The organism is bacterium (assembly GCA_021372615.1).
In the GTDB taxonomy this organism is placed as follows: domain Bacteria; phylum Armatimonadota; class Zipacnadia; order Zipacnadales; family UBA11051; genus JAJFUB01.
Map to the genome: position 1 here is coordinate 1 of JAJFUB010000117.1, position 19,869 is coordinate 19,869.

General features: G+C 67.8%; 16 protein-coding genes. 6 read left to right on the top strand and 10 right to left on the bottom strand.

The features are described 5' to 3' along the window. The coding region (locus LLH23_17535) for a class II fructose-bisphosphate aldolase (GenBank protein ID MCE5240269.1) at positions 1-194 on the bottom strand (194 nt) is incomplete at its 3' end. Between the two features lie 344 nt (positions 195-538). On the opposite strand from LLH23_17535, the gene LLH23_17540 reads away from it, so the two are divergent. Beyond that, positions 539-1,933 carry a glycosyltransferase family 39 protein gene (locus tag LLH23_17540; GenBank protein MCE5240270.1) on the top strand — a complete coding sequence of 465 codons (1,395 nt, stop codon included), beginning with the start codon at positions 539-541 and terminating at the stop codon, positions 1,931-1,933. On the opposite strand, the gene LLH23_17545 is transcribed toward LLH23_17540, so the two are convergent. Beyond that, positions 1,909-2,928, bottom strand: coding sequence for a carbohydrate kinase (locus LLH23_17545; GenBank protein ID MCE5240271.1), 1,020 nt, complete (start codon positions 2,926-2,928; stop codon positions 1,909-1,911). The two genes, LLH23_17540 and LLH23_17545, sit on opposite strands and share 25 nt — an antisense overlap. 138 nt (positions 2,929-3,066) lie before the next feature. Here LLH23_17545 and LLH23_17550 point away from each other — a divergent pair, with 138 nt between their 5' ends. Further along, entirely contained in the window at positions 3,067-3,858 is a 792-nt protein-coding gene (locus LLH23_17550) for a hypothetical protein (GenBank protein ID MCE5240272.1), read from the top strand. Positions 3,859-3,908: 50 nt separating this feature from the next. Here LLH23_17550 and LLH23_17555 read toward each other — a convergent pair whose 3' ends face one another. The 3 genes from LLH23_17555 to LLH23_17565 form a co-directional block, all read right to left on the bottom strand. Further along, on the bottom strand, positions 3,909-4,226 hold the full coding sequence (locus LLH23_17555; GenBank protein MCE5240273.1) for a hypothetical protein: 318 nt from the start codon (positions 4,224-4,226) through the stop codon (positions 3,909-3,911). A 143-nt stretch (positions 4,227-4,369) separates the two neighbouring features. Further along, on the bottom strand, positions 4,370-5,521 hold the full coding sequence (locus LLH23_17560) for a hypothetical protein (protein ID MCE5240274.1): 1,152 nt from the start codon (positions 5,519-5,521) through the stop codon (positions 4,370-4,372). A gap of 6 nt (positions 5,522-5,527) precedes the next feature. Next, a complete protein-coding gene (locus LLH23_17565; protein MCE5240275.1) occupies positions 5,528-6,328 on the bottom strand; it encodes a site-specific DNA-methyltransferase in 801 nt (266 codons plus the stop codon). Positions 6,329-6,429: 101 nt separating this feature from the next. Here LLH23_17565 and LLH23_17570 point away from each other — a divergent pair, with 101 nt between their 5' ends. From LLH23_17570 to LLH23_17585, 4 genes are read left to right on the top strand one after another with little or no spacing between them, the layout of a single operon-like run. Further along, positions 6,430-7,221: a sugar phosphate isomerase/epimerase gene (locus tag LLH23_17570; protein MCE5240276.1), complete on the top strand. Its 792-nt coding sequence runs from the start codon at positions 6,430-6,432 to the stop codon at positions 7,219-7,221. Positions 7,222-7,226: 5 nt separating this feature from the next. Next, on the top strand, positions 7,227-9,455 hold the full coding sequence (locus LLH23_17575) for a family 10 glycosylhydrolase (GenBank protein MCE5240277.1): 2,229 nt from the start codon (positions 7,227-7,229) through the stop codon (positions 9,453-9,455). Positions 9,456-9,499: 44 nt separating this feature from the next. After that, on the top strand, positions 9,500-11,707 hold the full coding sequence (locus LLH23_17580; GenBank protein MCE5240278.1) for a DUF4091 domain-containing protein: 2,208 nt from the start codon (positions 9,500-9,502) through the stop codon (positions 11,705-11,707). A gap of 26 nt (positions 11,708-11,733) precedes the next feature. After that, positions 11,734-14,022, top strand: coding sequence for a PQQ-like beta-propeller repeat protein (locus tag LLH23_17585; protein ID MCE5240279.1), 2,289 nt, complete (start codon positions 11,734-11,736; stop codon positions 14,020-14,022). Between the two features lie 88 nt (positions 14,023-14,110). Here the strand turns inward: LLH23_17585 and LLH23_17590 are convergent, their stop codons facing one another. From LLH23_17590 to leuS, 5 genes are all read right to left on the bottom strand, one after another. Then, positions 14,111-15,559: a hypothetical protein gene (locus LLH23_17590; protein MCE5240280.1), complete on the bottom strand. Its 1,449-nt coding sequence runs from the start codon at positions 15,557-15,559 to the stop codon at positions 14,111-14,113. Between the two features lie 219 nt (positions 15,560-15,778). Then, positions 15,779-16,495: a PEP-CTERM sorting domain-containing protein gene (locus LLH23_17595; GenBank protein ID MCE5240281.1), complete on the bottom strand. Its 717-nt coding sequence runs from the start codon at positions 16,493-16,495 to the stop codon at positions 15,779-15,781. Between the two features lie 87 nt (positions 16,496-16,582). Beyond that, positions 16,583-16,801, bottom strand: a complete 219-nt coding sequence (locus tag LLH23_17600; protein MCE5240282.1) for a hypothetical protein — start codon at positions 16,799-16,801, stop codon at positions 16,583-16,585. Further along, on the bottom strand, positions 16,788-17,501 hold the full coding sequence (locus LLH23_17605; protein MCE5240283.1) for a PEP-CTERM sorting domain-containing protein: 714 nt from the start codon (positions 17,499-17,501) through the stop codon (positions 16,788-16,790). The genes LLH23_17600 and LLH23_17605 overlap by 14 nt, the downstream gene beginning before the upstream one ends. Before the next feature lie 87 nt (positions 17,502-17,588). Beyond that, positions 17,589-19,869, bottom strand: a 2,281-nt coding sequence (gene leuS, locus LLH23_17610) for a leucine--tRNA ligase (protein ID MCE5240284.1), incomplete at its 5' end; no start/stop codon positions are given.

Sequence of the window (19,869 nt, forward strand, 5' to 3'; positions counted from 1 at the left end):
AGCGCGGCGGCCTCTTCCAGGCCGGCGTACTTGATGGCGCCCTGGCTGACCTGCAGGAAGACCGGGGCCTCCTTGGCTTCGCAGGCGTCAATGACGGCCTTGACGGACTCGAGGTTATTGGCGTTGAACGCGCCGACAGCGTAGCCGCCCTCGAGGGCGGGCTGAAGCAGTTCAAAACCGGTTACGAGCGGCATGGTGAAGTCTCCTTCTCAAGTAGCGGTACCCCGGGAACGCCGAGGTGTTGTGGGACCAGATGTGGGGTAGGAGCAGTCACCGGGCCGCGAGTACCGGCGGATGCGACGACAGGGGCGGCGATGAATGCGGGGGCGGGGCGGAGCGGCAGTGCGTGTCATTGGCGGCCCGGTGACGGCTCCCACCAATCGCGTATCTTAGTATATTGAACATACCAAGTCAACTTCTCTCCTCAACGCCTCCCGGGCCTCCACAGCCTCCCCGGGCGCCCCCGTGCACCCACGATCACCGGCCCGCGCGGCAGGTCGTGCCGGGGCCGGCGATGAAGGTGATTCGGGTACCCACCATGCGCAGGGTCATCCCTCTCCCCGCCTCTCTGTGGACCATCGCCGCGCTACTCGTGCTGGTGGTGCTCTTCTACCGCGACTGTACCCCCCGCAGCCCCAATGACGGGTCGCACTGGGCCCTGGCCCGGGCGTTGGCGTATGACCACACCACGACTGTGGACGCCCAGTACTCGTATACGGGGGGCGTGGACGTCTCCTACTGCCGCGGCCACTACTACAGCGACCGCGCGCCGGGCACCGGGCTCCTGGGTGCGCTGTTCCTGTACCTGCGGCTGCCGCTGGGGGGCGTCCCCGCGCTGGGCGCGCTGGTGGCGGTGCTCTGCTCCGGTCTGATTGTCCGGCGGTGGTGTGGCCTGTGGCCCAGTCTCCTGACGGCGGCGGCGGTGGCCTTCGCGACCCTCATCTGGCGCTACAGCCACCAGTTCTTCTCCCATGCCCCGGCAGCCGGGCATGTGATGGCCGCCACGTATCTGGCCCTGGTGGTCGCAGACCGGCCGCGGCCGGAGCGCTGGCGGGTGCTCCTGTGTGGCTGGGTCGTGGGCTATGCCATGTTGGTGGAGTACCAGCTTCTCTTGCTGACGCCGCTGCTGGGGGGCTACGTGCTGGTGCGCCGGTGGCGGCGCGACCGGTGGGTGGTCTGGCGCGTCCTGTGGCCGGGGCTGGTGACGTGGGCCGTGGCGGCCGGGCTGCTGGCGCTGTACCAGCATGTGAGCTTCGGGTCGCCCTGGCATACGTCGTATGCCTACCGCCTCGGCTGGCATGAGGGCCAGGCCTTCGAGGGCAACATCCTCACCGGCCTGCAGGGGCTGTTGGCGGGTATGGACACCCATCCGCCGGGCTTGCTCACCCTGTCGCCGGTGCTCTGGCTGGCCCTCTGGGGCGCGTTCCTGATGCGCCGGCACCGCCGTTGGCCGGAGATCGCCTGCTGTCTGGGCGTGTTCGTCGCGGTGCTGCTCGTGCTCGCTCACCACCCCAGCTGGAATGGCGCCACCACGCAGGACACGCGCTATCTCGTGTGCATCGTCGGCCTGGCCATGCTGCCGCTGGGGCTGTGGATCGAGCGCTATCTGCTGGTCCCCCGCGAGGCGTGGGCGCGTCTGTGCTACGAGGGGCTGTTCTACATGCTCCTGCTGGTGAGCATCGGCCTGAACTGCCACGGCCTGTTCTACAAGTACACCTTCACCACAGGTCTCCCGGGCTTCCCGGCTCTCGTCTCATTCGACCCGGGCGAGCTGCTCTTCGGCGTGGTGGCCGGGACGCCCTTCGACCGCATCTTCTGGCTGTTCCTGGCCTTCGGCGCGGGGGCCGTGCTGGCCCACGCCCTGTGGGAAGCCGTGCGGCGGGCGAGGACTAAGCGGTCCACCTCGCCTCAGGACTCCTCGGCGGACGACTGAGCGGCGGCGTCCTCCTCATCCAGTTCCGGTCGCTCCCCCAGCTCGAGCAGCTCCGCCACTTCGTCCCGCCCCGGCAGCCCGGGGATCGCGCCCTGCGCCGTCGCGGTCAACGCCGCGGTCGCATTGGCGAAGCGGAAGATCGCCCGCAGGGCCGCTTCGTCCAGGTCGGTGATGTCCTCGCCGGATTCCAGCACCTGCACCAGCGTGGCCGCCACGAAGGCATCGCCACAGCCGGTGGTGTCCAGTACCGGCACCCGGAAGGCTGGCAAGTCAAAGACGAAGTCCCCGTTGCACACGCTGCAGCCTGCCGGCCCGCGCGTGACTGCGACCACCGCCGGCCCCAGTTCCCACAGGGCCTGTATCCCCTGGTCGAGGTCCTCGATCCCGGTGAGGAAGGTCATCTCCTCCTCGCTCACCTTCAGGAAGTCGCACTGGGGGATGACCTCATGGATGGCCTCATACGCATCATCCAGGCTGCGCCACAGCGGCGGGCGCAGGTTGGGGTCGAGGCTGACCAGCAGCCCCTCGTCCAGCGCGTGCTGGAGCGCCGCCAGCGTGGCCGTCCGCGCCGGCTCGTTGATGAGCGTGATCGAGCCAAAGTGGAAGATGCTCCCCGCGGCGATGTACTCCATGTCGGCATCGGACAACTTCAGCATCTGGTCGGCGCTCTGCTTGACGTGGAAGGCGAACTCGGGCACGCCATGGTCGTCGAGCGCCACGAAGGCGAGCTGGGTGGCGTAGTCGGGGTCCAGGCGGAAGCACTCCAGGTCCACGCCAGCATCAAAGAGCGTCTGGCGCAGGAACTCGCCAAACGAGTCCTGTCCCACGCGGGCGAGGAGCCCGGCCTCGGCGCCGAGAATGGCGCAGCCGGCCGCGACATTGGTCGGCGCGCCCCCGGCGGCCTTCTCAAAGCCAGGCGACTGGACCAGGTTGAGCCCATGGGCGGTGGACACCATGTCCACCAATGCTTCGCCGAGGCAGATGATGTCAGGCATGTCGGTCTACTCCAGGATCAGGGTTGGGGCAGTCCTTCGCCTACCGGAGCCGAATCCCTTCTGGCGGCAGGCGGACGGCACGCCCGCGTCGAAGTAGGGAAGCGATAGTGATTCACAGGTAGCGGGAGGGGTATCGCGATGTTCGGCTCCAGACTGGTCTCCCTGACGGTGCTGTGCGCCCTGGCCCTGCTGGCGGCCAGTGGCTGCGGTGGGGGCGGCGGCGCGGCCTCGTGGCTGACGACTCTCAACGGCAACACCCTTCAGATCTCTCGCGGTAGCGGCGTGGACTACCCGCAATACGGCGCGCTGCACCTGAACAGCGGCTACCTGCGCCTCGTGCCCAGCCGCACCTCGGGCTGGGGCACCTCCGTCGTGCTGCTGCCGTCGCTGTGGACGGGCGGCACGTACCACCAGGGGGCCGCGATCACGGCGACGCCAACCACGGACGGCGATGACCTGCTCATCGCCTTCGCCGGGGCCATCGCCGGCCTGCAGGTGCAGGGCCAGGTGCGGCTGTCGCCACCGTCCGGGGGCGCCATCCGGGCCGTGGTGAACGTCACGGCGACCGGCACGGTGGCGCTGGACGCCGGCCGGCCCGGCGAGGCCTTCAAGCCGGTCATGCTCTCCTCGATGCACCTCTCCCCGACCGTGTGGGACACGCAGGCCGCCACCATCGGCAGCCAGGCCTACCCTCTCCCGACCGAGGGCTGGGTGCTGCAGCCGCCGGTTACCGAGAGCCTGTTCGGCCTGACAGGCGGCACCTCGACCTGGAAGACCAACGCGCCCACGGTCGAGATCACGCTGGACCGGGACCTACCGATCACCGGTTGGGTGACCGACACCGACGACCCCAACGACGACAACGTAGGCTTCTGGGCCGCGAGCGACACGGTGCTGGCGAGCTGGAGCTACACGATTGTGGCGAGGTAGGGCACACGGGGCGACTGTCGGACGCGCGGTTGGCTCGGGATGGCAGTCCGTTAGCCGTTCCAGGCGTCAGCTAGCTTGGCGGATTCGCGCCAACTTCCGCCTTGAGCAACAAGGGGGCGTACGCGACCCGCGATGTAGTGGAAGACGACGACGCTGGGGTCAAGCTGCGACGGCAGTGCTCCGGCGAACGCCAGCGCCGGGAGCACCTCGGGCGCGCTCGACCCGACGGGCACCAGCGCTGCAAGCTGCTGGAGCTGATCGGGGTTGCTCACGATCTGCCGTAGCTTGCGGTAGTCAGCTCGTGAGAAGAGCGGCTTGCTTTCCACAACCAGGACATGGCCTGACTTCACTGCGACAACGTCAGGCACGACATCGCCCTCTCCCCGATTGCCGGCGCTGCGCAATCTGAACCCGCCCTGAGTTCCTGGGTGGTGGGCTGCGATGATCTGCCACCCTCGCGCCTCGAGCCAGTCACAGACGGCTTCGGTTATCGTCTCCTCCCGCACTGCGCTCACAGAAGGATACCGTCCGCGAATACGACCATGTCAGCGAACGAGCAGATGGTGCGCATCTCCTTCTGTTTGGTGTAGCGACAGCCTTCCCTTAGGTGCAGGTTGTAGTACCTATCGCCCTGCCGGATCTCATCTTCCTCCATTTGGAGGGGGCAGTTTGCGCGGTGGTAGCGTTGGGCCTTGTCCACGACCTGGGAGATCGAGGCTCTGGGGAAGGAGATGATGAGGTTGCTGTGGCGGTGCTGGGTGGTGGGGCCGTTCCGGCATGTGAGGTAGTCCACTGCCACGAGCGCTCCAGCGTAGGGGTCGGCGCGAAAGGTGCGGGAGTCCGTCGTGTAGATGATGCTGGCTTCCCTCGACTGCATGAGGTCGGGCAGTGACTCCAGATCGACGTCGGTGATCCTCCTGATCCGCCTCAGGAGACCGGAGGTAGGAACCCGTTCGCAGGAGGTCAGGGGAGACCACGGCCCGTCGTGCCCACCTCGTTCGTGGTATAGGCTCCAGTTCTGGGCTTCCCGTGTCGCGAAGAACTCAGTAAAGACCAACTCGGAGAACGGCCGGTTCTGACGGTAGCACGCTATCGCGAGGTCCGCAAACTGCCGCAGGGCTACGACTTCGGGGTGCCGCGCTGGCGGCAAGCAGGAGCGCGCGGACTCGGACAGCAGGTACCCCTGCTGCGGGTGTCCCGTCTCGCGGTCCGCCGGCCACAGGAACGGGAGAGCCGGAACGTTGTGAAAGCGCGACACCTGCACAAGAGCTCGCAGAATCAGGGGGTTGAACTGGTCCCAGCGTCCGGCCTCGGTGCCACGAGTAACCCACTTCCGCTGCGGGAACAGATAGGCGAAGGGGGTGCCTTGTGCGGCGGCGGCGACGATCCGGGCAAAACGCTGGAAGGCATCATGCCCCGTGGGGGCCTCGGCGGATATCTCGACCCCGAACACGGGTCGCAGAGGGTCACCGGCAGCGACGATAACGTCCGGCTTGTCCAGGTACAGCATCTGCTGGACGAAAGCAGGATTGTCGGGGAACAGCCGGTCGTTCGGAAGGATCGGCCGAACGTCGGTTCCCCTTGGAAGGCTTGTATGCCGGATCAGGTACTTCGCTTCAGTCTCGCTCTCGCCATAGAACACGACGAAAGTCTCATCAGCCATCTCCCCCTATACCTCCTGAATGAGCTTCAACTCCTGGGAGCTTAGCTGCGTCTCGGCCAAGTCGCAGAACTCCTCGCTGATCTCATAACCAATCCCGTGTCGCCCCAAGTTGCGCGCGGCCACGAGCGTTGTCCCCGTCCCCAGGAACGGATCGAGAACGGTCTCTCCTCTGTAGCTGTACAGGAGGATCAGTCGTTCGGGAATGGCCAGAGGGAAGGGGGCTGGATGGCCCTTCGTCATGGAGACAGGCAGCTCCCAGACACTCCATGCGACGCGCTTGATGAACTCTTCACTTAGTGGCTCGCGGGCCGGGGGCTCGAACTCCCCCTCCTTCTGGAGCACGAGGATGTACTCGTGTTGGATATTGATGTTGGCCGAGCACGGGTACGGCTTGGTCTTCAGGAACTGGGTCGTGCCCCGCTGCCACAGGCCCTGTGTGCCCTTAGGCTTGACCCAGATGATCTCCTTCTTGAAGCTGAAGCCAAGGCTCTCGAAGATGCGGATGCAGTCCGCGGGGATGTGCTTCATGTCGCCATCGGATACGCGTGTGCCGACTACCCAGCACATGAACCGCCCGGGGGCGAGGACCCGGTGGCATTCCTCACCAACCAGACGTAGCTGCTCCAAGTAGTCGGCATAGGACTGCCCCAGCCCAATCTGGGCCTCATGCCTGTAGTTCTTGATGTCCCAGTACGGGGGGCTGGTGACAATGAGGGCCACCGAGCCGTCACCCAGCGTGCCCATGCTGCGCGCGTCGCCGTGGTAGATCCGGACACCATTCTGTTCATACACGAGCTGCTCTGGCATCAATCTGTCGGTTCCGCCCTTCTGGACCATCTGGAGGTATTGTCCCTGCTAGCCCGGAAAATGTCAAAGACCAAATCGCCCCCGGAGAGGAAGTGCACACCATGCGCGTTGCCCTCAACACCGTGACTCTCGGTCGTGAGATAGACCCCGTCGAGGCGCTGCAGGTGTCCGCCGACGCGGGCTTTGCCAGTGTGGGGGTGTGGTACAGCACCCTCGACGCCCTGCAGCAGCGAGTGGGTTCGCTGGATGACCTGCAGCAGTTCAGCGCGCTGCGGCTGGAGGAGATGTGCTACCTGGGCGGGTGGATGTGGGCTACGGGCGAAGCGCGCGACCAGGCGCTGCAGGCCGCTGAAGACCGCGCCGCCATGGCCGCCGACATCGGCTGCCCCGTCGTCATCGCCTGCGCCTCGGGCGGGACAGGCTGCCCCGACCAGGCGGCCGAGGACTTCCGCGCCATTGCCGACATCGGCGCCAAGTACGGCGTCGTCATGGCCCTGGAGTACATCGGCGCCTTCGAGCAGTACCATGACATCAAGTCTGGTCTGCAGCTCGTGCGCGCGGCCGACCACCCCAATGCCAAGCTGCTCATTGATATCTTCCACAGCTTCCGCGGCGGCACGGTCGTCGCGGACTTCAAGCTGCCGCGGGGCGAGGAGGTCGGCTGCGTCCACCTCAATGACGTGCCCGCCGGGGACATCATGCAGATGAACGACAGCCACCGCGTCCTGCCCGGCCGGGGCGTGCTGCCTTTGCGCGAGGCGCTGGGCTACCTGGGCGACAACGGCTACGCGGGCGCGCTGTCGGTCGAGCTGTTCAACCAGGACCTGTGGGCCCTGCCCCCCGCCGAGATCGCCGCGCAAGTCAAGGCCGCTACCGACGAATTGATGAGGTGACGTCCATGAGGCGCTTCGCGTGCCGCAGCCTGGCGTTGCTGGGAGTGATGCTCATGACCACGGTGTGGGCGGAGGCGCAGATCGTCAATGGCGGCTTCGAGGAAGTCGGGGACGACGGCAAGCCCGCCGGCTGGATCGTCGTGCCGCCCTTCCAGGCAGCGGCTGTCACCGACGGGCGACCGCACTCGGGGCAGCGCGCCATGCGCCTGGTCGGCGACGGCGCCAGTCATGCCTGGCGGCACGAGCTGCCCGCCCTGCCCACGCGCGTCTACCGCGCCACCGGCTGGTTCCGCGCGCAGGGCGTGAAGCTGGGCCAGGGCGACGAGAAGGACTTCGCCCGCTTCTACTTCCACATCCACTACAAGGACCGCCCCTACACCGACGCCAGCCAGGTCTACATGGACCTGCCGGTTGGGACGTATGACTGGCGACGCCTCTCCGTGCGGCTGGTGCCGCAGGTGCAGTGGCCCATCGAGAAGGTGTGGGTCACGGTGGTCGGGCAGTTCCGCAGCGGCACGCTCGACTGCGACGACCTCGAGTTCGCCCCGGTGCAGGGCGGCACGGGCGCCTCGGCGCTGGAGTGGGCCCAGGGGGCCCAGCCCCTCGTGCTCTCGGACATGAGCCAGTGCACACCCGCGGCGGCGCTGACCACGACCACACGCCTCAAGCAGTGGAAGCTGGTGCCGTACGAGGCGGGGAGCCTCACCGGGAAGATGATCTGGGCGCCGTCGGAGAGCCAGGCGCCTGAGCTGACGCTGCCGCTGGGCGTGAAGGGGTGGCACGCGGTCTACGTGGGCCTGGCCGACCCGGCGTCTGTCGGGTGCCAGGCGCTGCTGCGGCTGACCCGCGATCCCGCGCCGACGCCGCGCTCGCGCACCATGGGCGCAGTCGAGGAGGCGTTCTTCAAGGCCGCGGACCTCACCGGCCAGAGCCTGCACCTCAGCCGCCACCCCCTCGGTCCTGGCTGCGGTGTCGCCTATGTCAAGCTGGTGCCGCTGACGCCCGAGGAGGTGCAGACCCTCCAGTCCCGTCGCAGCGATGCCTCGCGCCGCACGCTCGTGACGACCATTGATGGCTTTAGCTTCATCTACTCCCGCCGGTGCACCACCCGCGAGGACCTGCGCCGCGAGGTTGAGGTCTACCGCGATACCGACTTCGGCACGCTCATCCTGCAGCCGGGCGGCGCGGACATGACCAACTACCCCTCGCGCGTCGGCGAAATGGCCGGGCAGACACTGGAGGTCTTCGGCCGCACCGGCGACCGCCAGTACGCCGAGGCCATCCGGGAGCTGGCCCGGCAGCAGATCAACCCCACGCAGGTGATGATCGGGGGGGCCCATGACGCCGGCCTGAAGGTGCATATCGCCATCCGCCCTGGCGCCTGGGAGCACAGCCCGCCCCTCGATGACTTCTTCACCAGCCGCTTCTACCGCGAGCACCCCCAGTGGCGCTGCGTGGATCGTGACGGCACCCCGGTCTCGCGGATGAGCTACGCCGTGCCCGAGGTGCGCGCTCACCTGGTGGACGTCCTGCGCGAGGCGGTGGGCTTCGGGGCGGACGGCGCGTGTGTGCTATATGTGCGTGGCGCCCCCTTCGTGCTGTACGAGAAGCCCTTTGCCGACCTGTTCCAGAAGCGCTACAACGCCGACGTGCAAACGGTGGACGAGAATGACCCGAGGGTCCTCGCCCTGCGGGCCGAGATCATGACCGGCTTCATGCGCGAGATCCGCACGATGCTCGATGGGGAGGGCCGCAAGCGCGGGACGCGGCTGGCCCTCAGCGCCATGGTGCTGGCCAACGAGGCCGACAACCTCAAGTTCGGGCTGGACCTGCGACAATGGGTCAAGGACGGCCTGGTAGATCTCGTCATGCCCTACCTGCACGCGGGCGGCGGGGCCGCCAAGGAGTACGACATGGCCTTCTTCAGGGAGGTCTGCGGCGCCGCCAAGGTCCCGGTCAAGCCCACCTTCATCGGCTGGAGCACGCCGGATGTGCCGAGCGTCCTGCGCCAGGCGGTCGCGCTGTACGACCAGGGAGCTGACGGCCTGACCTTCTGGGACGGCAACTCCGGCGATGAGAACACTGCGCGCTGGTGTACGCTCACCCGCCTGGGCAACGTCGAGGATGCACGCCGCATGAGCGAGGACGCCCCGCCCACGCCGGTGTGGCTCCGCTTCCACCGCCTCGGCGAGGTCATCGTGGACGGCAAGTACAGCCCGAACTGGGGGTACTGATGGTAACGCCCCTCTGTAGGGCGGGGGCTTGTACCCCGCCCCGCGTGGCACGAAGCGAACGACTGGGCGGGGTACAAGCCCCCGCCCTACAGGGCCGCCACTGTGTGCTGCTGCTGTGCCTCGCGGCCACCGTTGCTATGGCGGCGCCGGCCGCGCACCCGCTCTATGAGCCGTCTTCGCCGGCGACGACCAGTCTGGGGGAGAACCTGTTCCTCAAGGCGAAGGTCACCTCGTCACCGCACTGGGACGGCTGCGTGGCCGCGAACGCGGTGGATGGCCGACACGACGCGCCCTCGCCGCACTGGGCCGCCGAGAACGTCCCGGTGTGGCTTACCGTGGAACTTGCCGAGCCCCGCGACCTCAACCTCATCCGCCTTTGGACCTTCTGGGACCATCGCCGTGTGTACCAGTACTTTGTCGAGGGCTCCCTCGATGGTGTGAACTGGACGGTGCTCGGCGACAAGCGCGCGAACACCACGCCCCAGACCGAGGCCGGTGAGACGTTCCTCTTCCCCACACTCAAGGTCAAGTACGTCCGCACCACCTTCACCAGCAACTCCGTCGGCAACGTCACCGGCGGGCACATCGTGGAGATCGAGGGCTATCGGCTGACCGCCGAGCAGACGGCGGCCTACACCGCCCGGGAGCAGCCGTGGGCCAACTGGCCCGCCGGGCTGGTGGGATACGTGGGGTCGGTGGACTCGCGCTACGCGCGCGACCTGCCGATGCAGGATGAGGAGCGCTCGGCGATCGCCCGCGAGCACAGCCGCGCATGGTCTGCCGTGGCATGGCGCGGCGAGCGCGTGCACGGACAGGTCGTCCTCTCCTCCCGCACGGGAGCGCGGCAAGTGCGCTTCCGGCCCTGCGAACTGAAGAGCGACGACGGCGCCGTCGTCCCCGCCGCCTGCGTCCAGCCGCGCTTCGTGCGCTACGTGCTGGCCGATGGCAAGCTCATGCCCGACATCCTCGACACGCTCGACCGGCTCGATATGCCGGCACAGACGTCGCGCCCTGTGTGGCTGACGGTGGACGTGCCGCCGGACGCACGGCCGGGCCGCTACAACGGCATGCTTGAGGTCGTCGCCGCCGACCGGCAGAGCGTGCAGTTCGGCCTGTCACTGGAGGTGCTCCCGGCGGTCCTGCCGCCGCCCGCACAGTGGCGGTTTCGCCTCGACCTGTGGCAGAACCCCTTTGCCGTGGCGCGGTATCACGATGTGCGCTTGTGGTCGGAGGAGCACCTGAAGCTGCTGGAGCCGCACCTCCGTCTCCTCGCAGAGGCGGGGCAGAAGTGCATCACCACCAGCATCATCCACCGTCCATGGGGCACGCAGACCTACGACCCGTATGACAGCATGATCCAGTGGATCCGCAAGCCCGACGGCACGTGGCGCTATGACTACACCGCCTTCGACACCTATGTCGCCCTCGCCATGCGCTGCGGCATCACCGACGCGATCAACTGCTACACGGTCGCGCCGCCGCGTGTGCTCGACGAAGCCACCGGCGAGTACACGCCCAGCGGTCTGTCGCTGCAGGACACGTGGCGTCCGTTCCTGGCCGACTTCACTGCTCACCTGAGGCAGAAGGGCTGGCTGGGGAAGACGGCGCTGGCGATGGACGAGTGGCCGCTGGACCGGATGCTGCCGATGATCGCGTTCCTCCGCCAGACTGCGCCCGAGCTGAAGATCGCGCTGGCCGGCGGCAACCACCCCGAGCTGGCCGACAAGATTGACGACTGGTGTGTGTTCATCACCCCGCCGCTGGACCCGGCGCTCGCCCGGCAGCGCGCCGCCAAGGGCCTTCCCACGACGACCTACGTCTGTTGCGGACCGGGGCGCCCGAACACCTTCACGTTCTCACCGCCCGCCGAGGCGACATGGCTGGGCTGGTACTGTGCCGCGCAGGGCTACTCGGGTCTGTTGCGGTGGGCCTACGATAGCTGGACCCAGGACCCGCTGCACGACACGAGCTACGTGACCTGGCCGGCCGGCGATTGCTTCCTCGTCTACCCGGGCGCGCGCAGCTCCATCCGCTTCGAGCGCCTGCGGGAGGGCATCGCCGACTTCGAGAAGATCAGGATCGTGCGTGAGAAGCTGGCCGCCTCCCAGGACCCGGCGGCGGAGCAGGCGGTGGCCGCGCTGAACCAGACTCTCGTCGGCTTCACCTATGCGAAGGTCCAGACGGAGCCCGCCGCGATGCCGGTCAGTGAGGGGAAGAAGACACTGGAGGCGGCCAGCCGCCTCCTGCGTTAGCTCTCGGTGGATAGGGGGCGATCACCATGCGGTCAGGCGCCGTTGTCGTCGTCCTCCTGTGTCTGGCGGGGACTGGCCATGCCGACGACTGGCCGGGCTTCCGCGGCGTTGAGCGCCAGAACGTCGCCCCTGGGAGCGCCGGCCTGGAGGCGGCCTATCCGTTGCACTGGTCCCGCACCCAGAACGTTCGCTGGCGCACTCCCCTCCCCGGCGAAGGACACTCCTCCCCCATCGTCGTCGGCGACGCCGTCTTCCTCAGCTACGCCATCGAGCAGCCCCAACCCGCGCACATGCTGACCGGCGTGCGCGTGGGCCTCCTGGTCGTGGCCTGGGCGCTGCTGGCCACGGCGCTGTGGACGGTGGCGGCCCGCTGTCGCGAGGACCTCTCGCTGCGGGGGCTGCTGTCGCTGGCGGGCCTGGTCGCCCTGGCCGCGGCCATGGCCCTGCTGGTGATGTACGGCGAGAACGTACTCACCTTCGACCGCGCCCTGGAGCGCGGCTGGATGGCCGCCGTGCTGTCGCTCGTGCTGGCGCTGGTGCTGGTCATCTCCACGGGCGGCGCCCGGAAGGTGGCGGGCGAGGAGTCATGCCGCCGGGCAGGGGGGCAGCAACTCTGGGCGGCCGTCGGCCTGGTCTTGCTGTCGGGCGTGGCCTATCTCGTCGTGCCCGACCGCGCCCATGCCTTCGACTATGGCCCGCTGCACCCCAAGTCGCTCTTCCTGTTCGGGGTGGTGGTTCTGCCGCTGTTCCTGGGGCTGACGCTGGGGGCGCTGAGCCTGCGGCGGCTGCGACCGGGCCTGGCGCTGACGCTGGGCCTGCCCGGCGTGCTGCTCATGGCCGTGGGGGTGACAGTGCTCATCCTGGCGGTCCTGCGGGCGCAGCACAACACGCGCGGTACAGTCAGTACCTCTTCCCCGTATGTCCCGCATCTGCCATGGTGGCTGCCGGCGGGGCTGCTGGTGCTGGCGGCGTTGCTGCTCCTGCTGCGCCGCGTCTGGCCGCGCGCCCTGGTCGTCAATCTGTTGTCCGTGCTGTCGCTCGTGGGCTTCATGCTCGTGGGGCTGGGCTTCGGGCTGGAGCGGCTCATCGCGCGCACGCCCTACCTGGTCTATGTCATCGGCCAGCCGTACTACCACCCGATCGTCGCGCCGTGGGTGTCGCTCATCTTCGCCGGGGCCACCATCCTGGCCCTGGCCGCCGCCATGACAGTCGTGCGCTTTCGTGCGTCGGGCGCAGGCGTCCCCTTCGGTGCCCTGCCCGCGCTGCTGGCCGTGCTGCTCGGCGCGGGGTGCTTTGCGTACGTGCTGTGGGTGCCGCGCGACCGCATGTTCGCGCGAGGAGTCATCTGCCTGGACCGCGATAGCGGCGCCGTGCGCTGGCAGACCCTCGGCCTGCTTGCCGCGCGCGGCATTATGCACTCGGACAACTCCGCTGCCACCCCGACCCCGGTCAGCGACGGCCGTCGAGTCTTCGCCTACTTCGGCACGGCCGGGGTCATGGCCGTGGACCGTGACGGTCGTCTGCTGTGGACCTACCGCCAACTGCCCTTCCTGTCAACCGAGGGTGTCGCCGGCTCGCCCGTTCTGTGGAAGGACTCGCTGCTCATCCTGAGCGAGTCGCAGGCCGGTCAGTGGCTGGTGGCCCTCGACGCGGCGACCGGCCGCCTGCGCTGGCGCACGCGGCGCACCCAGAAGATGCACATGTATGCCGGCAACTGCCGCACCCCGCTCCTCTGGCCCGTCCGCGGTCGGCCCACGGTGCTGGTCTGGGGCCTGGAGGACCTCAGCGGGTACGACCCGGACACCGGCCGCGAGCTGTGGACCCACGAGATCACCGGCTTCGGCAGCAGCACCAACCCGGTGGACTGCCCGGTGGCCGACGCGGAGCGTGTCTACCTGGCGGGCCCGACCCAGACGGTGGCCGTCGCGCTGGACAGGCTGGGGAGGCCCGGTTCGCCCATCGTCTGGACGACGCCGCACATGGATGGCCCGCAGTGCGCCACCCCGGTGCTGCACCGGGGCCTGCTGCTCATGGTCTCCGACACGGGCACCGTCTACTGCCTCGATGCCCGCACCGGCCGGATGCTCTGGGAGCAGTCCTTCCCCCAGCAGCACTATGCCTCGCCGCTCGCCATCGGTGACTGCGTGCTCTGCACCGACACCGCGGGCAAGACGCGCCTCGTGGCCTGCGCGCGGGCCTTCCGTCTCCTGGCCACGAACGATCTGCAGGAGCCGGTCTCCGCCTCGCTGGCCCCGGTGGACGGGAGACTGTACGTGCGCACGGGGAAGGCGCTGTGGTGCCTGGCGCAACGTTAGCGCCGCATCACGCCCGGGGCAAAGCAGCGCGCACGGCCGAGGGCCGTGCGCGTTGTAGTCTGCCGGGGGAGGTCCCGACGGGTCTGTGTCAGTTGTCGAACATGGCGACCGGCCGGGCGCTCGGGGCCGCGAGCAGCCGCACCGGGCCATGGGGCTGCGCCACGGTCTGCAGCACCTCGCCTGTCTCGCGGTCTACGGTGTAGGCGCGGTACTCCTCGCCGCTCTTGCCGAACAGCAGGACGAACCGCTTGCCCGGCGCCAGCGAGTACTCGGTGACCTCGAACCCCGGGATGCTCGCCTCGACTTCGCGCGCGCCACTGAAGTGCCGGCGGGCTACGCACGTCGTGGGCTTGCCGTCTATCGGGCTGGTCCCGATCTCGAGCGTGTAGCTCCGGTTCAGGAGGAGTCCCTCAAGCGCGGGCGGACTGAACTCGGTCGGCCGGAAGGCGCCCTCCACCAGCTCGTAGTACGCCATCTCCTCGCCCTGGCGCGCCCGCATTCGCACGACGGGGTGGGAGCCGGTCAGGTAGACCTGCTGGGGCAGGCCGTCGGGCAGCGCGATGGGCTGTCCGTCAGCGGGCTGGCCCGCCGGACCGGTGATGAACCGCCAGTCGGCGCCCAGCCCGGGCCGGACCAGCGCCGCCCAGCGCTTGCCGTCGGGCGTCACGGCCGCGTCCGGGAAGTACATCCCGCGGGCTAGCCGCACGCCCTCGCCCGCCTGCTGGGGCGCCAGGTATAGCAGGTCATAGCCGGAGCGGGAGGTGCGGCGCATGGCGATGATCGAGCCGTCAGCCTGCGGGCGGAAGCTGTCCACCTCAGTCAGCAGCGTGCGCGGGTTGTCGCCGGCCAGCGCGACCTGCACCAGATTGCCGTTCATGTTGGGGTCGTTGGGGATCGGCTCGATGTACAGGGCCGAGAGCTGCCGCGCGTCCACGGGGCCGCCGTAGCGGATGACCGTATCGTTGGTGGCATACAGATAGCGCAGGTCGCGGCATACCAGCGTCAAGCGCTGGCCCTGAGTGATGGCCTTGGTGTAGACCTCGCCCGGGCGGGGGAAGCCCAGCGAGCCGTCGAGGAAGGTGGCGGCTTCGGTCTTCTCGATACGGACTTCCTCGCGCTTCACGTTCAGCCGCTTGGCCAGGTCGGCGCAGCACTTGGCGGCCATCGAGCCGGGGGTCGCGGTCTCGCCCTGGCCCTGCGCCTCACCGGAGTTGGCCAGCACCACGCGGCCCTTCATGTCGGTATGGTACTCATAGCGCCGCCCCTGGGCCAGTAGCACGATCTTGTAGCCGCCGGTGATGACCTGCGCATAGAAATGGCCGGGACGCGGTGCGCCCAGCGATGTGTCGGGCCACTCGACGCCCTCACAGGACACGACCTCGATGTCCGCGACGGTGACGTCAGCGACCTTCGCCAGCCGCTCGATGGCCTTCTGCACCGGTGCGGGGTAGTCAGCAGCGACAGCGGGACCAACAAAAGAGATGAGCGACAGAGCGAGCAAGGTGATCAGCAGCAACGGGAGATAAGCGATACGCATCATGCGCCTCCAAAGCACGGGCTCCATGGCCCAACTGGCTGCTTAGTATCCCCCGACGCCGGAATCATTCCCGACGAGCTCCTAGACTCCGCAAACGCAAGCGGCCGGGAGACGAGTTCCTCGCCTTCCGGCCGCGCAGGTGTTGTCCTCAACTAGAAAGCGTAGAGCTCACAGGGGACGATGGTGGGGTTGACGACCGCCCTGGCCTGCTCGGCCGTGTCATCTCCCGCCAACGCGCCGACGCCGCAAGAGACCGAGGGCGGACAATCCCGCGCCGAGCAACGCCAGTGTGCCCGGCTCCGGTATCGGCGGCTCAGGGTTGCCGTCATCGTACGCGTAGTAGACAGCGAAGGTGGCCGTGCCCCATGTAGCGGCAAAGAACGTTACGTTGCCGTATCCTGCCCAGGAGGAGAAGTCAACCGTGGCGTAGGGCAGATCGTAAAACACGGACTCGCCGAAGACGTAGCCGTAGGTGTAGGCATCCAGATTGGTGGTCAGCGTAGTGGAGGCCGATACGTTGCCGTCACTTCCATCAATGACGGCAAGCCCTCGCGGCGGCAGAGAGACCGACTCCGACCATGAATGGTCCGTCTCGAGCAGGACCGTGGCGGGGCTGTTCGGGTCGAAGAGTTGCGTTCCGGCAGCGACGGTCATGGTTCCGAACGCTGAGTCGGTCTCACTGTTGTTGATGAAACCACCTTGCGCCGCGGACACGTCCGTGGTGAGCTCGAACCGGATGGCCGCGAGCGCGGCGAAGGAGTGGGCATCGGGGAAGTACTTCAGCATCGGGAACGACCCCGACATCGTCTCCTCGGTTCCCGCCCTCCACGTGAAGGAGCCGCCAATGGGGGAGAACCAGATCAGGCTGGCATGGGCGCCGGAGAGGGAAACCAACACAAGCAGGGCAAACGCCAACACAAGGCACAGTCGTGTCATGACCGGCCTCCTGGCGCAGTTTGTGGCCCCCAACCACTGATTCTATGCTCAGCCTGGCCCAAATGTAAGAGATATGAGCATCGCGGTTCACTTCACCACCACATTCACCAGTCTCCCCGCCACTACCACCACTTTCACGACCGCCTTGCCCTCCATGTGCTTGACCACGTTCGGCAGGGCCAGGGCTTGCTCCTGGACCTGCGTCATGTCCGTGTCCGCCGGGACTTCCACCCTGTCGCGCACCTTGGGGGCGATGGTGGGGTTGACGACGGCCCTGGCCTGTTCGGCCGCGTCATCTCCCGGCAACGCGCCGACGCCGCAAGAGACCGAGGGCAGACAATCCCGCGCCGAGCAACGCCAGTGTGCCCGGCTCCGGTATCGGCGGCTCAGAGTTGCCGTCATCATATGCGTAGTAGACGCCGATTGTGGCCGTGCCCTGCGTCATGGTCATGAAGCTCACGTTGCCAGATCCTGTCCAGGAGGAGTAGTCAACCGTGGCGACGGGCAGAGAGAAGAAGATATCCCCGCCGAAGTCGTAGACGTACATCCCCAGATTGGTGGTCAGCGTCGCTGAGTCCGACACGTTCCCATCACTCGCAGGACCAATGAGGGTATTCGATTGCGGGGCCAGAGAGACCGACTGCGACCATGAATGGTCTGTCTCGAGTAGGACAGTGGCGGGACTGCTCGGGTCGAAGAGCTGCATGCCGGCAGCGACCGTCATGATCCCGAGCGCTGAGTCGGTCTCACTGTAGTTCATGACAGCAGCTGCTTGCTGCGACGCGTCCGTGGTGAGCTCGAACCGAATGGCCGCGAGCGCGGCGCCGGCGTGCGCCGCGGGGTCGTATTTCGGCACCCACGCCGACCCCGACATCGTCCCGTCAGTTCCCGCGTTCCACGAGCCGCCGCCGCTACAGGCGGGGAACCAGATCAGGCTGGCATGGGCGGCGGAGAGGGAAACCAACACAAGCAGGGCAAACGCCGATACAAGGCACAGTCGTGTCATGACCGGCCTCCGGGGGCGATTGTTGGTACCCGCTGACTGATTCTATGCCCAGCTTAGCCGGAATGCAAGAGACATGAGCATGGTGATTCACTTCACCACCACGTTCACCAGTTTGCCCGGCACCGCGATCACCTTGACGACCTGCTTGCCCTCCGTGTGCTTGACGACGTTCGGCAGCGTCAGCGCCTGCTCCTGGACCTGCGCCATGTCCGTGTCCGCCGGGACCTCCACCTTGTCGCGCACCTTGCCGTTCACTTGCACCACGATTGTGATTGTGTCCTGGCTCGCCGCCAGCGCCTCGTCAGCCTCGGGCCACGGGTGCCGGTACAGGAAGCCCTCCTGGCCCAGGCCCTCCCACATCTCGTCGGCGATGTGTGGGGCGATCGGCGCCAGCGTCAGCACCAGGCACTCGAGGGCCTCGTCCAGCGCCGCCGACCGCTCGCCTGCGGGCAGCGCGTTGGATACCTCGTACATGCCGTTGACCCATTCCATCAGGGCTGCCACGGCCGTGTTGAAGGCGAAGTCCTCGATGTCCGCGCCGACCTTCAGTACCGTGCGATGCGTCTTGCGGCGCAACTCCAGTTCCGCGCCCGCAACGTCCGCGACCGCCGTGCGCCAGGACTGCGGGTCGAAGCCCTCGGCATGGCGCGCCACCAGCCGCCACACTCTTCCGAGGAACCGCAGGCAGCCGCGAATGCCCTCATCGCTCCACTGTACGGTGTCCTCAAAGGGCACCACGAACATCTCGTACACGCGCAGAGCGTCGGCGCCGTAGTTCTCCGCCGCTTCGTCGGGCGTGACGACGTTGCCGTAGCTCTTGCTCATCTTCACCCAGCGCCAGATCCACCGGTCCTCGGGGATCGTCGCGCGCTCCTCGGGACGCAGCACCTTCCAGTCCTCAATGGGCGCCTCATCGTCATCCGCGTTGCCGTCCTCGCACGCCTCACCGGCGGCGACCGCGCGGCCCGGCGTGTAGGCCAGCATCATGCCCTGGTTGCGCAGTTGCGTGAAGGGCTCGGCGAACCCGACCAGCCCCGCGTCATACAGGGCCTTGGTCCAGAAGCGCGCATACAACAGGTGCATGACGGCGTGCTCTGCGCCGCCGACGTACATGTCCACCGGCAGCCAGTAGTCCAGCGCCTCGCGCGAGAACGCCTCGGTCGCGTTGTGCGGGTCGGCGAAGCGCAGGAAGTACCACGAGGAGCAGGCGAAGCCGCCCATGGTGTCGGTCTCGCGCCGCGCCGCGCCGCCGCACCTGGGGCAGGTCACGTTCACGAACTCGGGGATGCCCGCCAGCGGCGACTCGCCGGTGCCGGTCGGCTGGTAGTTCTCGACCTCCGGCAGCGTGACGGGGAGGTCTTCCTCGGGCACGGGCACTTCGCCGCACTGCGGGCAGTGGATGATCGGGATCGGCGCGCCCCAATAGCGCTGCCGGCTGATGAGCCAATCGCGCAGCTTGTAGTTGACCATCCCCTGCCCCAGCCTGCGCTCCTCCAGCCAGCCGATGACCTTGTGCACGATCCCCTCGCCGTCCACGTCGCCCACGAACGGTCCCAGCACCGCGACGCCGTCCTCGTGGATCGTGGCCCGCGTCATCTCGTCGCCGGGCACGGGCTGCGCCGGGTCCTGGAAGACCGGCACTATCGGCAGGCCGAACTTACGCGCGAACTCGAAGTCGCGCTGGTCGTGCGCGGGCACGGCCATGATCGCCCCGGTGCCGTAGCCCATCACCACATAGTCCGCCACCCAGATCTGAATGCGCTCGTCGTTGACGGGGTTGACCGCATACCCGCCGGTCCACACCCCGGTCTTCTCCTTGCCCTCGGCCAGGCGGTCAATCTCCGTCATGCGCCCGGCGCGGGCCACGTACTCCTCCACCTGCGCCTGCTGCTCGTCGGTCGTGATCTGCGCCACCAGCGGGTGCTCGGGGGCCAGCACCATGAAGGTCGCGCCCCATAGCGTGTCAGGTCGCGTGGTGAAGACGCGGATGCTGGCCGGGCCGTCCGTGGGAGCGGTCACCTGACCGCGACTCTCGACCGCGAAGTCCACCTCGGCGCCCTCGCTGCGGCCGATCCAGTTGCGCTGCATGGTCTTGGTCTTGTCCGGCCAGTCGATGTTGTCCAGCCCGGCCAGGAGCCGGTCCGCGTAGCGGGTGATCCCGAAGAACCACTGGACCAGATCCTTGCGCGTAACCGGGGTCTCACAACGTTCGCAGGTGCCCTCAGGCAGGACCTGTTCGTTGGCCAGCACGGTCTGGCAGCTCGGGCACCAGTTGACCGGGGCCTTGGCCCGATAGGCCAGGCCGGCCTTGTAGAGCTGAAGGAAAATCCACTGGGTCCACTTGTAGTACTCGGGCGCGCTGGTGTTG